Annotated in this window: 14 protein-coding genes; 12 read left to right on the forward strand and 2 right to left on the reverse strand. The window is 70.7% G+C overall.

Features of this window, described 5'->3' with window-relative positions; genetic code table 11:
• Positions 1-503 precede the first annotated feature (503 nt).
• The 6 genes from NBY69_RS36330 to NBY69_RS36355 all read left to right on the forward strand — a co-directional run bounded on the left by NBY69_RS36330 (position 504) and on the right by NBY69_RS36355 (position 5,716).
• A complete protein-coding gene (locus NBY69_RS36330; RefSeq protein WP_250306559.1) occupies positions 504-1,325 on the forward strand; it encodes an AIM24 family protein in 822 nt (273 codons plus the stop codon).
• Between the two features lie 134 nt (positions 1,326-1,459).
• Entirely contained in the window at positions 1,460-2,080 is a 621-nt protein-coding gene (locus tag NBY69_RS36335) for a dihydrofolate reductase family protein (protein ID WP_250306560.1), read from the forward strand.
• Positions 2,081-2,195: 115 nt separating this feature from the next.
• Positions 2,196-3,410: a sensor histidine kinase gene (locus NBY69_RS36340; RefSeq protein ID WP_250306561.1), complete on the forward strand. Its 1,215-nt coding sequence runs from the start codon at positions 2,196-2,198 to the stop codon at positions 3,408-3,410.
• On the forward strand, positions 3,398-4,081 hold the full coding sequence (locus NBY69_RS36345; protein ID WP_250306590.1) for a response regulator transcription factor: 684 nt from the start codon (positions 3,398-3,400) through the stop codon (positions 4,079-4,081). Before NBY69_RS36340 ends, NBY69_RS36345 begins: the two co-directional genes overlap by 13 nt.
• Before the next feature lie 4 nt (positions 4,082-4,085).
• On the forward strand, positions 4,086-5,267 hold the full coding sequence (locus NBY69_RS36350) for a cytochrome P450 (RefSeq protein ID WP_250306562.1): 1,182 nt from the start codon (positions 4,086-4,088) through the stop codon (positions 5,265-5,267).
• A gap of 11 nt (positions 5,268-5,278) precedes the next feature.
• Positions 5,279-5,716, forward strand: a complete 438-nt coding sequence (locus NBY69_RS36355; RefSeq protein WP_250306563.1) for a PaaI family thioesterase — start codon at positions 5,279-5,281, stop codon at positions 5,714-5,716.
• A gap of 35 nt (positions 5,717-5,751) precedes the next feature.
• On the opposite strand, the gene NBY69_RS36360 is transcribed toward NBY69_RS36355, so the two are convergent.
• The gene (locus NBY69_RS36360; protein WP_250306564.1) at positions 5,752-6,762 is read right to left on the reverse strand and encodes a Gfo/Idh/MocA family oxidoreductase; all 1,011 of its coding nucleotides are present in this window, start codon (positions 6,760-6,762) and stop codon (positions 5,752-5,754) included.
• Positions 6,763-6,839: 77 nt separating this feature from the next.
• Here NBY69_RS36360 and NBY69_RS36365 point away from each other — a divergent pair, with 77 nt between their 5' ends.
• From NBY69_RS36365 to NBY69_RS36390, 6 genes are all read left to right on the forward strand, one after another.
• On the forward strand, positions 6,840-7,604 hold the full coding sequence (locus tag NBY69_RS36365; protein ID WP_250306565.1) for a GntR family transcriptional regulator: 765 nt from the start codon (positions 6,840-6,842) through the stop codon (positions 7,602-7,604).
• Between the two features lie 243 nt (positions 7,605-7,847).
• Positions 7,848-8,852, forward strand: coding sequence for a sugar ABC transporter substrate-binding protein (locus tag NBY69_RS36370; RefSeq protein ID WP_250306566.1), 1,005 nt, complete (start codon positions 7,848-7,850; stop codon positions 8,850-8,852).
• Positions 8,849-9,886: an ABC transporter permease gene (locus tag NBY69_RS36375; protein WP_250306567.1), complete on the forward strand. Its 1,038-nt coding sequence runs from the start codon at positions 8,849-8,851 to the stop codon at positions 9,884-9,886. The genes NBY69_RS36370 and NBY69_RS36375 overlap by 4 nt, the downstream gene beginning before the upstream one ends.
• On the forward strand, positions 9,883-10,743 hold the full coding sequence (locus tag NBY69_RS36380; RefSeq protein WP_250306568.1) for an ATP-binding cassette domain-containing protein: 861 nt from the start codon (positions 9,883-9,885) through the stop codon (positions 10,741-10,743). The genes NBY69_RS36375 and NBY69_RS36380 overlap by 4 nt, the downstream gene beginning before the upstream one ends.
• Positions 10,744-10,768: 25 nt before the next feature.
• The gene (locus tag NBY69_RS36385) at positions 10,769-11,905 is read left to right on the forward strand and encodes an ROK family glucokinase (RefSeq protein WP_250306569.1); all 1,137 of its coding nucleotides are present in this window, start codon (positions 10,769-10,771) and stop codon (positions 11,903-11,905) included.
• A complete protein-coding gene (locus NBY69_RS36390) occupies positions 11,905-12,486 on the forward strand; it encodes a hypothetical protein (RefSeq protein WP_250306570.1) in 582 nt (193 codons plus the stop codon). The genes NBY69_RS36385 and NBY69_RS36390 overlap by 1 nt, the downstream gene beginning before the upstream one ends.
• Positions 12,487-12,498: 12 nt before the next feature.
• Here NBY69_RS36390 and NBY69_RS36395 read toward each other — a convergent pair whose 3' ends face one another.
• Positions 12,499-13,254 (reverse strand): SDR family NAD(P)-dependent oxidoreductase, encoded by a 756-nt coding sequence (locus NBY69_RS36395; RefSeq protein ID WP_250306571.1) that lies wholly within the window; start codon positions 13,252-13,254, stop codon positions 12,499-12,501.
• Positions 13,255-13,392 lie beyond the last annotated feature (138 nt).

Raw genomic sequence — 13,392 nt, forward strand, 5'->3', positions numbered from 1 at the left:
CAGCGTTGACTCGGCGGGACCTTCGCTGCCACCCGGGGGGAGTGATCAACCGTGCAAAGGTACGAGGCCCGACCTTAGTGACCTTCCTGTGATCAGTTCAAATCTCGATGAGAAAAATCTCGGTCGTCAAGCGCATTCTTTACCGTCATTGCACGCGCAGTAATGACCACTTGACGCTGTGCTTCAATGCGCAGGTTCGAATTCGGGCAGTGGCCAGCGGAGTTGCCGAACACGCGAAAGCTACTTCCGGCCGACAGCTACTTCCAGGCCGACAGCTACTTCCGGATCGACGGTGATGTCCGGCCGCCCATTCGGCGAAGTCATGGTGGTGTTGCTCCGCCGGTAATGTGTGCGCCCCGGCAAAGCGGCGGACGGCCCTCGGCGCCCGCGGGAAACGGACCGCGAATCCGGGGGCGGAACCGAAAGGCCGGTCCCGGCCGTTGACCTGCTGGTACGGACGTACCGGCACCGCACCCGTCAGGGAAGAACAAGGAGAACCGGTCGTGACCCTGCAGCAAGAGATCGTCGGCAACGCCATGCAGATGGCCGTGGTGAGCCTTCAGCCCGGCCAGACCGTCTACTGCGAGGCCGGGAAGTTCCTCTTCAAGACGTCGAACGTCAGCATGGAGACCCGGCTCTCGGGGCCCGGCGGCGGCCAGCAGTCCCAGGGCGGACAGCCGGGGCAGGGCGGTGGCATGGGCGGGATGCTCAGGCAGGCGATGGGCACCGCGATGCAGGTCGGTCAGCGGGCCCTCGCGGGTGAGTCGCTCGCCTTCCAGTACTTCGCGGCGACCGGCGGGGAGGGCACCGTCGGGTTCGCCGGGGTGCTGCCGGGCGAGATGCGCGCCCTGGAGCTGAACGGCACCCGTGCCTGGTTCGCCGAGAAGGACGCCTTCGTCGCGGCCGAGTCCACCGTCGAGTTCGGTATCGCCTGGCAGGGCGGCCGGACGGGCCGCAGCGGCGGCGAGGGCTTCATCCTGGAGAAGTTCACCGGCCGCGGCACCGTGATCATCTGCGGTGCGGGCAATTTCATCGACCTCAACCCGGCCGACTTCGGCGGCCGTATCGAGGTGGACACGGGCTGCATCGTCGCCTTCGAGGAGGGGATCGAGTACGGGGTCCAGCGCATCGGCGGCCTCAACCGCCAGGGCATGATGAACGCCGTGTTCGGCGGCGAGGGCCTCTCGCTGGCGACCCTGGAGGGCGACGGCCGTGTCATTCTCCAGTCGCTCACCATCGAGGGCCTGGCGAACGCGCTGAAGAAGGCACAGGGCGGCGACAAGCAGGGACCGACCGGCGGGCTGTTCTCCACCCACGCCGGATAGCGGCGGCGCCGCGAGGTGCGGGGCGATGAGTTCGGCGGGAGCGTGGAGTCAGTACGTCGGTAGGCGGGCGGGCCGGTCGGGCCGCCCACACTGCTGACGCACCTCTTGGCCGACGCTGTTGAAGGAGCCCCGCCATGAAACTCACGCTCACCTCGTTCCTCACCCTCGACGGTGTCGTACAGGCGCCGGGCGGCCCGGAAGAGGACCGCACCGGCGGATTCGAGTACGGGGGCTGGCTGGTTCCCTTCGCGGACGAGGAGATGGGGCGCTTCATGGCCGGGGTGCTCGCGCGCGCCGGTGCCTTCCTGCTCGGCCGCCGCACGTACGAGATCTTCGCCGGGAGCTGGCCGCAGGTCACCGACCCGGACGATCCGATCGCGACGTGTCTCAACGCCCTCCCCAAGCACGTGGTCTCCACCACGCTGGAGAGGACGGACTGGCACAACTCCACGCTGCTCGGCCCGGACACCGCGGCGGAGGTCAAGCGGCTCAAGGCGCAGCCGGGACCTGAGCTGCAGATCCACGGCAGCCCGACCCTGGCCCGGTCCCTGATGGCGGACGGTCTCATCGACGAGTACAACCTGCTGGTCTACCCGGTCGTCCTCGGCACCGGGCAGCGGCTGTTCCCCGAGGGCGGGCTGCCCACGGCCTTCGAACTCACCGCGTCCCGGACGACCCCTGCCGGGGTCGCGATCCAGACGTACCGGCCCGCCGGACCGGCCACCTTCGGATCGTTCGGCCCCGAGGCCGGGTAGCCCCGCCGGGGCAAGGCGGTACCGGACCGGCCGAAAGTCCCGTACCGCGCGACTTTGGTCTCGACTCCGGTCCGGAAGGCCGCACCCGCCGGCGGCTCTGCGTAGCTTTGCCGGTATGACTCCTCCGGAATACCCCTGGCTGCTGCCTTCGGCCCTCGCCGATCCGGAGTCCGCCACCGACCGGGAGCGGCCCCGGCGCACCCTCCGCGACTGGGTCGTGGACATCACCGCCTTCCTGCTCGCCGCGGGCATCGCGGTGCTGGCCCTGGACTCCCTCAACAACGCGGGTCACTACTCCGGCGTCGCCTCCACCGCCGACCAGGTGGCGGGCGGCGTCGCCTGCTGCGCCCTGTGGGTGCGCAGGCGCTGGCCGGTGGGGCTCGCGGTCGTCCTGGTCCTCGTCGGAGCCGTCGCGCCGCTCGCCTCCGGGGCCCTCTTCGTGGCGCTGTTCAGCGTGGCCGTCCACCGCCCGTTCCGCCCGGTCGCGATCCTCGGCGCGCTGGCGCTGGTGAGCGGGGTAGTGCAGGCCTGGCTGCGCCCCGACCCGACCATGTCGTGGATCGGCTCGGCGCTCTTCGGTACGGTGCTGATCCTGCTGGTGATCGCCTGGGGGATGTTCGTCCGCTCCCGTCGCCAGCTCGTCGTGGTGCTGCGCGAGCGCGCCCACCGGGCCGAGGCCGAGGCGGACCTCCGCGCCGAGCAGGCGCAGCGGCTGGCCCGCGAGGCCATCGCCCGGGAGATGCACGACGTACTGGCCCACCGGCTGACCCTGCTCAGCGTCCACGCGGGCGCCCTGGAATTCCGGCCCGGCGCACCCGCGCCCGAGGTGGCCCGCGCGGCCGGGGTCATCCGGGACAGCGCGCACGAGGCTCTGCAGGACCTGCGCGAGATCATCGGTGTGCTCCGGACGCCCGGTGAGGGCGAGGAGAACCGGCCGCAGCCCACGCTCGTCACCCTGGAGGCCCTGGTGGACGAGTCCCGGCAGGCCGGGATGCGGGTGGTCCTGACGAATCCGCTGGCCGACCCGGCCGCCGTCCCTGCGGCCACCGGCCGTACCGCGTACCGCATCGCCCAGGAAGGGCTCACCAACGCCCGTAAGCACGCGCCGGGGGCCGAGGTCACCGTCGCGCTGTCCGGCAGCCCCGGCGCCGGGCTCACCGTCGAGGTACGGAACCCGGCCCCGCCCGGCGACGTACCGAAGGTGCCCGGATCCGGGCAGGGGCTGATCGGTCTGACCGAGCGGGCCACCCTGGCCGGTGGCCGTCTCGACCACGGGTCCACGGACAGCGGCGGCTTCCGGCTGACCGCCTGGCTACCCTGGCCCTCGTGACCATCAGGCTGCTCGTCGTCGACGACGACCCCCTCGTACGTGCCGGGCTCGCCCTCATGCTCGGTGGCGCCGACGACATCGCGATCGTCGGCGAGGCGGCGGACGGCTCCGAGGTACCGGCCCTGATCGCGGGCGTCCACCCCGATGTGGTGCTGATGGACATCCGGATGCCCGGTGTGGACGGGCTGACGGCCACCGAACGGCTGCGGGGCCGTCCCGGCGCGCCGGAGGTCGTCGTGCTGACCACCTTCCACGCCGACGAACAGGTGCTGCGGGCGATGCGCGCCGGAGCCGCCGGATTCGTCCTGAAGGACACCCCGCCCGCCGACATCGTCGCCGCGGTACGCAGAGTGGCGGCCGGTGATCCGGTGCTGTCCCCGGCCGTCACCAGGCAGCTGATGAACCGGGTGGCGGGCGCGGCACCCGACGACCGTACGGTGCGCGCGCGGGCGCGGTTCGGTGAACTGGCCGGGCGGGAAAGGGAGGTGGCGGTCGGTGTCGGGCGCGGGCAGTCGAACGCGGAGATCGCGGCGGCCCTGTATCTGAGCGTGCCCACGGTCAAGACCCAGGTGTCGCGGATTCTGGCCCGTCTTGGCTTCAACAACCGTGTCCAGATCGCGCTGTTGGTGCACGACGCGGGGTTCCTCGACGGGGACGGCACCGTACGCTGAAGTGATGACGGTGATCGATCTGCGGGAACACGCCGAGGACTTCAACTCCGATCCGTATCCGTACTTCGCCAAGATGCGCGCCGCCGGGCCCGTGCACCAGATCCGTACCAACGAGAGCGGCGACGTCTGGGTGGTCGTCGGGTACGAGGAGGGGCGGGCCGCGCTGGCCGATCCCCGGCTGTCCAAGGACCCCCGGACACTGACCGCTTGGGGGCCCGACGTCACCCCCTTCTCCAACATGCTGGAGCTGGACCCGCCGCACCACACCCGGCTGCGCAAGCTGGTGACACGGGCGTTCACCGGGCGCCGGGTCGAGGCGCTGCGGCCCCAGGTGCAGCGCATCACCGACACACTGCTCGACACGATGCTGGCCGCCCCGGACCGCAGGGCGGGTCTGGTGGACTCGCTGGCCTTCCCGCTGCCCATGACCGTGATCTGCGAGCTGCTCGGCGTGCCCGACCTGGACCGGGACAACTTCCGTAAGTGGTCCAACGAACTGGTCTCGCCGAGTGATCCGGAGTCCGAGCTCGCGGCGGTCGAGGCGATGCGCGGATACCTCGTCGAGCTGGTCGACGGCAAGCGCGCCGCGGAGCCGGGCGACGACCTGATGAGCGTCCTGGTCCGTACCCGCGACGAGGCGGGCGACGAGCTGACGCAGCAGGAACTGATCGGCATGGCCTTCCTGCTGCTGGTCGCCGGTCACGAGACCACCGTGAACCTGATCTCGAACGGGATCCGGGCGCTCCTCTCGCACCCGGACCAACTGGCCGCGCTGCGGGCCGACATGGGGCTGCTCGACGGCGCGGTGGAGGAAATGCTGCGCTACGACGGCCCGGTGGAGGTCGCCACCTACCGCTTCACGCGCGAGCCCGTCACGATCGGCGGCACCGAGATCCCGGCGGAGCAGGGTGTGCTCGTCGCCCTCGCGTCCGCCGACCGTGACCCGGACCGCTACCCGGACGCCGACCGGTTCGACATCCGGCGCGCCCCGCAGGGCCACCTCGCCTTCGGTCACGGCATCCACTTCTGTCTGGGCGCGCCGCTGGCGAGGATGGAGGGCCGGATCGCGGTCCGTACGCTGCTCGAACGCTGCCCGGATCTGGCCCTCGACACGGAGCGCGGCGCGTACGAGTGGATCCCCGGACTCCTCATCCACGGGGTGCGCGAGCTGCCGGTGCGCTGGTAGACAGGCGTGCCATGACAGAACTCGATCTGGAACTCGCGCGGAAGACGCTCGAAGCGCAGCCCTTCAGCCGTCTGGTGCAGGCCCGTGTCAGCGCGTTCGGGGACGGCGCGGCCGTACTGGAGGTGGACGTCCGCCCGGAACTGCTGCAGCAGAACGGCTTTCTGCACGGGGGAGTCCTGGCGTACGCGGCGGACAACGCGATCACCTTCGCGGCCGGGACCACGCTGGGGCCCGCCGTGCTGACCGGCGGCTTCTCCATCCAGTACGTACGGCCGGGCGCGGGCCGTACGCTCGTCGCCCGCGCGGCCGTGGCGCACACCGGGCGGCGGCAGGCCACCGTCCGCTGCGACCTCTTCATGGTGCGGGACGACGGCGGCGAGGTGCTGTGCGCCGTCGCGCAGGGGACCGTACTGTCCGCGGTGACGTCCCCGGAGCCCCCGGCGTCCTGACCCACCGTCACCCGCACACCGTTCCGGGCGGAGGTTCAGCCGGTGACCAGCTCGTCCTCGTCCAGCCGGACCGGCCTGCGCGCGCGCCGGGACAGCTCGCAGGCCTCGGCGATGCGCAGCGCGTGCAGGGCCTCCCGGCCGTCGCAGGGGTTGGCCAGTTCGCCCCGGGCGACTTTCAGGAAGGCGTCCAGTTCGGCCGCGTACGCCGGGGCGAACCGCTCCAGGAAGCCGGGCCACGGCGCTCCGGCGGGCGCCGGGCCGTGCGGTTCGGTGGAGGTGATCGGCGTCCGGTCGTCGAGCCCGACGGAGATCTGGTCGAGGTCACCGGCCAGTTCCAGCCGTACGTCGTAGCCCGCGCCGTTGCAGCGGGTGGCCGTGGCGGTCGCGAGTGCCCCGTCGTCCAGCGTGAGCAGCGCCGCGGCCGTGTCCACGTCACCGGCCTCGCGGAACATCGCGGGCCCCGCGTCGGACCCGGTCGCGTACACCTCCACCACCTCACGCCCCGTTACCCACCGCACCATGTCGAAGTCGTGCACCAGGCAGTCCCGGTAGATCCCGCCGGAGAGCGACAGGTACGCGGCGGGCGGCGGCGCGGGATCGGAGGTGATGGCCCGGACGGTGTGCAACCGGCCGAGCGCCCCGGACCGTACGCGCTCACGTGCGGCCGTGTACCCGGCGTCGAACCGGCGCATGAAGCCGAGTTGCAGGATGCTGCCCGCCGTCTCGACCTCCCGCAGCGCGGCCAGGGTGCCGGGCAGATCGAGGGAGACCGGCTTCTCGCAGAAGACCGGCAGTCCCGCGCGGGCGGCCCGTCCGATGAGTGCGGCGTGCGAGGAGGTCGCCGACGCGATGACGACGGCGTCCACGCCCCCGGAGAAGACCTCGTCGGCCGAGGGAACCGCGGTGGCCCCGGTCCGCCGGGCGACCTCGGCGGCCCGCGACGCGTCGGCGTCGGCCACCACCAGCGCGCCGACGTCCCGGTGACCGCTGAGCACACCCGCGTGGAAGGAACCGATACGGCCCGTCCCGATGAGTCCGATACGCATGGACCCCAACGTGGCCGCAGGCCCGTACCCCTGTCAAGCCTTTGTCCTGACAACCGGACCTGGGCTACCCTCCTGGCGTGTCGAAACCCACGGCCGACCCCGCCCTCAGCCTCGAACTCGGCGTGGACCGCACCAGCCCGGTCCCGCTGTACTTCCAGCTCGCCCAGCAGCTGGAGTCGGCCATCGAGCGCGGCAGGCTCACCCCCGGCACCCTGCTGGGCAACGAGATCGACCTCGCGGGCCGGCTGGGCCTCTCCCGTCCCACCGTCCGCCAGGCCATCCAGTCCCTCGTGGACAAGGGGCTGCTGGTGCGGCGCCGCGGTGTCGGCACCCAGGTGGTGCACAGCCAGGTCAAGCGCCCGCTCGAACTGAGCAGCCTGTACGACGACCTGCTGGCCGCGGGCCAGCGGCCCACCACCCGCGTCCTGGCCAACGACACCGTCCCGGCACCGGCCGAGGTGGCCGCCGCGCTCGCCGTACCCGAAGGCAGCCCGGTCCAGCGCGTCGAGCGACTGCGGCTCGCGTACGAGGAGCCGATGGCGCAGCTCTGCAACTACCTTCCCGACGGACTGCTGCCGCTGGACACGGCGCAGCTGGAGGCCACCGGGCTGTACCGGATCATGCGCGCGGCGGGCATCACCCTGCACAGCGCCCGGCAGTCGGTGGGCGCGCGGGCCGCGACCGCCGAGGACGGGGCCCGCCTCGCCGAGCCGGCGGGGGCGCCGCTGCTCACCATGGAACGCACCACGTTCGACGTCACCGGCCGGGCCGTCGAGTTCGGTACGCACACCTACCGCGCCTCGCGGTACGCCTTCGAGTTCCAGCTCCTGGTACGGCCGTAACAGCTCGTAAGAATGTTCTGACAAAGTGATGGACGGCGCCGTGCAGCCGCTGCTAGAACTCCCCTGCCGCAACCCGGCGGCCGGGAGAGAAGGCGGACCCCTTTGCGTACGACCTGGTACCCGATGACTGCCCGGCGGCGAGCGGTGAACCATACTTGGGCGGCTGGGCCGGGCCGACCCGGCCACCGTCCGCACCGACCGGTACGGCGAGAAGTACCGGCACAGCAAGAAGGGCAGCGCGTCGTGGCAAGGGTACGAACCTGGGTGAGTGGGGTGCTGGCGGTTGCGCTGGGGCTGTCCCTGGCGGGATGCAGCAGCACAGGCGGCAAGCGGGCCGAGGATCGTGCCGCGCAGGCGGCGGCCGTCGGCAGGTCGGCGGTGAACACCCCGAACTGGAAGATCGCCATGGTCACCCACTCGGGAGACGGCGACACCTTCTGGGACATCGTCCAGAAGGGCGCCAAGCAGGCGGCCGACAAGGACAACATCAAGTTCCTGTACTCGCACAGCGAGGAAGGGCAGCAGCAGGCCCAGCTGGTGCAGACCGCGATCGACCAGAAGGTCGACGGGCTGATCGTCACCCTTGCCAAGCCCGACGCCATGAAGGCCGTCGTGGAGAAGGCCGAGAAGGCCGGGATCCCGGTGATCACCGTGAACTCCGGCTCCGAGGAGTCCAAACAGTTCGGCGCACTCACCCACATCGGCCAGGACGAGACCATCGCCGGTGAGGCCGTCGGCGACGAGCTGAACAAGCGGGGCCGGAAGAAGGCCCTGTGCATCCTGCACGAGCAGGGCAACGTGGGCCACGAGCAGCGCTGCGCCGGAGCGAAGAAGACCTTCGACGGCACTCTGGAGAGCCTGTACGTCGACGGCACCAACATGCCCGACGTCCAGTCGTCCATCGAGGCGAAGCTGCAGGCCGACCACTCCATCGACTCCGTCGTCACCCTCGGCGCGCCCTTCGCGGACGCCGCCGTCCAGGCCAAGAACACCGCCCGGAGCAAGGCCGAGATCGACACCTTCGACCTGAACGCCAAGGTCGCCTCCGGCCTGGAGAAGGGCACCCTCGGGTTCGCCGTGGACCAGCAGCCGTATCTCCAGGGCTACGAGGCCGTGGACCTGCTCTGGCTCTACAAGTACAACGGCGACGTCCTCGGCGGCGGCCGGCCGGTCCTCACCGGGCCCCAGGTCATCACCAAGCAGGACGCGAGCGCCCTCGCCGCCTACACCCAGCGGGGGACGCGATGAGCGCGACCACGCAGGCACCGGACGAACGCCTGCTGCGCCCCTCCCTGCTGCGCAGACTGCTCGGCCGCCCGGAACTGGGCTCGGTCGTCGGCGCCATCGCCGTCTTCGTCTTCTTCTCGATCGTCGCGGACAGCTTCCTGCGGCCCTCCAGCCTCTCCACCGTGCTGTACGCGGCCTCGACCATCGGGATCATGGCCGTACCGGTGGCGCTGCTGATGATCGGCGGCGAGTTCGACCTGTCGGCCGGGGTCCTGGTGACCAGCTCGGCGCTGATCTCCTCGATGTTCAGCTTCCAGATGACGGCGAACGTCTGGGTCGGCGTCCTCGTCTCGCTGCTCGTCACGCTGGCCTTCGGAGCTTTCAACGGCTTCATGCTGACCCGCACCAAACTCCCCAGCTTCATCATCACGCTGGGCACCTTCCTGATGCTCACCGGCCTGAACCTCGGCTTCACCAAGCTGATCGGCGGCACGGTCTCCACGAAGTCCATCGGCGACATGGAAGGGTTCACGTCGGCCAAGAAGGTCTTCGCCTCCCAGCTCACCATCGGCGACGTGAACCTCAAGGTCACCCTGCTGTGGTGGGCGGCCCTGATCGCCGCGGCGACCTGGGTGCTGCTGCGCACCCGCGCGGGAAACTGGATCTTCGCGGTCGGCGGCAACGACGACGCCGCGCGCGCGGTCGGCGTCCCCGTCGTCAAGACCCGGATCGGCCTCTACATGGGCGTGGCGTTCGCGGCCTGGGTCTCCGGTCAGCACCTGCTCTTCAGCTACGACGTCGTCCAGTCCGGCGAGGGCGTCGGCAACGAACTGACGTACATCATCGCGGCCGTCATCGGCGGCTGCCTGATCACCGGCGGCTACGGCTCGGCGATCGGCTCCGCGGTCGGCGCGCTCATCTTCGGCATGACCAGCAAGGGCATCGTGTACGCGGAGTGGAACCCGGACTGGTTCAAGTTCTTCCTGGGGGCGATGCTGCTCCTGGCCGCCCTGCTCAATGCCTGGGTACGCAAGCGAGCGGAGGCGTCGCGATGACGGAGCGGACCACGACCGGGCAGCCGGTGCCCGACCAGACCACTCCTCTGGTCGAGCTGGACGGCGTCAGCAAGTTCTACGGCAACATCAAGGCGCTCGAAGAGGTCTCCCTCGTCGTGCACGCGGGCGAGATCTCCTGTGTCCTCGGCGACAACGGCGCGGGCAAGTCCACCCTCATCAAGATCATCTCCGGGCTGCACCGGCACGACGCGGGCCGCTTCCTGATCGACGGCGAGGAGACCACGCTCGGCAAGCCGCGGGAGGCACTGGACCGGGGCATCGCCACCGTCTACCAGGACCTCGCCGTCGTCCCGCTGATGCCGGTCTGGCGCAACTTCTTCCTCGGCTCCGAGCCGACGAAGGGCACGGGCCCCCTCAAGCGCCTCGACGTCCAGCTGATGCGCGAGACCACCCGCGCCGAACTGCTGCGCATGGGCATCGACCTGCGCGACGTCGACCAGCCGATCGGCACGCTCTCCGGCGGCGAACGCCAGTGCGTGGCCATCGCCCGCGCCGTGTATTTCGGGGCCAAGGTCCTCGTACTCGACGAGCCCACCGCGGCCCTCGGCGTGAAGCAGTCCGGCGTCGTGCTCAAGTACGTCGCGGCGGCCCGGGACGCCGGGCTCGGCGTGGTCCTCATCACGCACAACCCGCACCACGCCTACCTGGTCGGTGACCGTTTCGTCCTGCTCAAGCGCGGCACGATGTTCGGCAGCCACACCAAGGACGGCATCACCCTGGACGAGCTGACCCGGCAGATGGCCGGCGGCAGCGAACTGGAGGAGCTCAGCCACGAACTCCGCCGGACTTCCGGCCCCGCACGGCCCGGCGGGGATTCCGCCGAGGACGCTTCCTGACCCGACGGATGGCAGAATCTGCCCGATGAGTACGTACCGTGACTTCGCGCACCGCGGCTCCGCCCGCGCCACGGTCCTGCGGACCGTCGGGACCCGCGAGCGGCGCTCGCACCTCACCGCGCCCCGCGTCCCGACCGTCGGCATCGACATCGGCGGTACGAAAGTGATGGCGGGCGTCGTCGACGCCGACGGCGTCATCCTGGAGAAGATCAAGACCGAGACACCGCACAAGTCCAAGAGCGCCAAGGTCGTCGAGGACACCATCGTCGAGCTGGTCCTCGACCTCTCCGACCGCCACGACGTGCACGCCGTGGGCATCGGAGCGGCCGGCTGGGTCGACGCCGACCGCTCCAAGGTCCTCTTCGCCCCCCACCTCGCCTGGCGCGACGAACCGCTGCGCGACGCGCTCCAGGGCCGTCTCGCCGTTCCCGTCATGGTCGACAACGACGCCAACACCGCCGCCTGGGCGGAATGGCGCTTCGGCGCGGGCCGGGGCGAGGACCATCTGGTGATGATCACGCTCGGTACCGGCATCGGCGGCGCCATCCTGGAGGACGGCCGGGTCAAGCGCGGCAAGTACGGCGTCGCCGGTGAGTTCGGCCACATGCAGGTCGTCCCCGGCGGCCACCGCTGCCCGTGCGGGAACCGCGGCTGCTGGGAGCAGTACAGCTCGGGCAACGCGCTCGTACGGGAAGCCAAGGAGATGGCCGCCGCCGACTCCCCGGTCGCGCACAGCATCATCGACCGCGTCAAGGGCAACATCCCCGACATCACCGGCCCGCTCATCACCGAACTGGCCCGGGAGGGCGACGCCATGTGCGTCGAGCTCTTCCAGGACATCGGCCAGTGGCTGGGCGTCGGAATCGCCAACCTCGCCGCCGCGCTCGACCCGTCCTGCTTCGTCATCGGCGGCGGCGTCAGCGCCGCCGACGACCTGCTCATCGCACCCGCCCGCGACGCCTTCCGCAGGCACCTCACCGGCCGCGGCTACCGCCCCGAGGCGCGGATCACAAAGGCGCAGCTGGGCCCCGAGGCAGGTATGGTCGGTGCCGCCGACCTCTCCAGGCTGATCGCCCGGCGCTTCCGCAGGGCCAACCGCCGCCGCGTGGAGCGGTACGAGCGGTACGCGAAGGCCACCCGCACCACCCAGGGATCCCCGTGATGACCACCCCCCTCCTGCAACAGCCGTCGACCTCCGGGGACGGCGGGCAGTCCCCGGAGGACAGACGGCACATGATCCGCCGCCGCTGGCTGACAGCGATCATCATCGTGCTGCTCATCGGCATCCCCGCCGGTTACCTGGCCATCTCCGCCGAGCAGAGCCGCGACAGCGGCCGGGACAAGGAGAAGGAGGCCATGGCGACCGGCCTCACCCATGGCTGGCCCTCGAAGGTGCAGCGCCGCACGTTCGACGTACCGATCCCGGAGAAGGCCATAGGGGTCTGGTACTTCCAGACGAGCAACTGGAAGGTCAGCAGGCTGTACGTGCAGTTCACCACCGACCAGGCCGGTGTCGACAGCTTCCTCAACTCGGTGGGCACCGGCACTGCGGCGCTCAAGGACGGCCGGGTCACCATCAGCCCGCGCGATGCGAAGACGGTCGGATGGAAGTTCCCGGAGAGCCGGGACTGGGCGGGCACCACCTTCACCCAGAAACAGCCGCAGCCGACCGTCGACATCACGGTGGACCGGACCCTCCCGCACGCCAGAAGGGTCTACGTCGTCTCCACCGACACCCCGTGACAGGTACGGCGGTCAGGCGAACCGTGCCGACACGCCCCCGTCGACGGCCCAGTCCGCACCGGTGACGAACCCCGCGGCGTCGGACAGGAGGAACGTGACCACGGACGCGACCTGCTCGGGGGTGCCGAGGCGGCCGAGGATGTGTTTGGCCACCGCCTCCTGGCGGACGTCGGGCTGCTCCTGGTCGAAGTACTCGGCCAGCAGGTCGGTCTCGATGTAACCGGGGCTGACAGCGTTGACCCGGACACCCTGCGGTCCGACCTCCAGGGCCATGCTGCGGGTCAGGCCCACGAGCCCGGCCTTGGCCGAGGCGTAGGGGAACATGCCGGGGCAGGTCATCGTGGCGTGCATGGAGGCGATGTTCACGATCGCGCCCCGGCCTCCGGCCGTCATCCCGGGCAGGACGGCCCGCGCCATGAGCCACGCACCCTTGAGGTCGACCCCGAACACCTCGTCCCACTGCCGGGTGGTCATGGAGACGATGTCGGCGTACGAGTTCCGCCCCGCGTTGTTGACCAGACCCGTCGCCGGGCCCAGCTGCTCGCGCAGTGCCGCCACGGCGTCACCGACCTGGTCCTCGCACGTGATGTCACACTCCGCCCAGCCCGCTGCCGGACCGATACGGCGCGCTGTCCTCCGTGCGCCGTCACCGTCGATGTCCAGCAGACCCACCCGGGCGCCGGCCGTGGCCACCGCCGTGGCGACAGCGGCGCCGATGCCGCGGGCCGCGCCGGTGACCAGCACTACGTCGTCCGTCAGATCAATCATCTCGGTCCTCCGATCCGCGCGGGGCGCGGGGATGCTGTGGGAAGTGGGTTCCGGTCCCCGGGATCAGGACGAACTCCTGGAGACCTTACGGCCGGGGTCGTGACCGCCCACCGCGAGGGGACCGGTCACGACCCCGGA

Source organism: Streptomyces sp. A 4/2 (genome assembly GCF_940670765.1).
Lineage (GTDB): Bacteria > Actinomycetota > Actinomycetes > Streptomycetales > Streptomycetaceae > Streptomyces.

Coding starts and splice junctions, on each gene's coding strand:
- NBY69_RS36385 (WP_250306569.1), top strand. CDS start 10,769: ATGAGTACGTACCGTGACTTCGCGCACCGCGGCTCCGCCCGCGCCACG.
- NBY69_RS36355 (WP_250306563.1), top strand. CDS start 5,279: ATGACAGAACTCGATCTGGAACTCGCGCGGAAGACGCTCGAAGCGCAG.
- NBY69_RS36350 (WP_250306562.1), top strand. CDS start 4,086: ATGACGGTGATCGATCTGCGGGAACACGCCGAGGACTTCAACTCCGAT.
- NBY69_RS36375 (WP_250306567.1), top strand. CDS start 8,849: ATGAGCGCGACCACGCAGGCACCGGACGAACGCCTGCTGCGCCCCTCC.
- NBY69_RS36340 (WP_250306561.1), top strand. CDS start 2,196: ATGACTCCTCCGGAATACCCCTGGCTGCTGCCTTCGGCCCTCGCCGAT.
- NBY69_RS36395 (WP_250306571.1), bottom strand. CDS start 13,254: ATGATTGATCTGACGGACGACGTAGTGCTGGTCACCGGCGCGGCCCGC.
- NBY69_RS36335 (WP_250306560.1), top strand. CDS start 1,460: ATGAAACTCACGCTCACCTCGTTCCTCACCCTCGACGGTGTCGTACAG.
- NBY69_RS36380 (WP_250306568.1), top strand. CDS start 9,883: ATGACGGAGCGGACCACGACCGGGCAGCCGGTGCCCGACCAGACCACT.
- NBY69_RS36360 (WP_250306564.1), bottom strand. CDS start 6,762: ATGCGTATCGGACTCATCGGGACGGGCCGTATCGGTTCCTTCCACGCG.
- NBY69_RS36390 (WP_250306570.1), top strand. CDS start 11,905: ATGACCACCCCCCTCCTGCAACAGCCGTCGACCTCCGGGGACGGCGGG.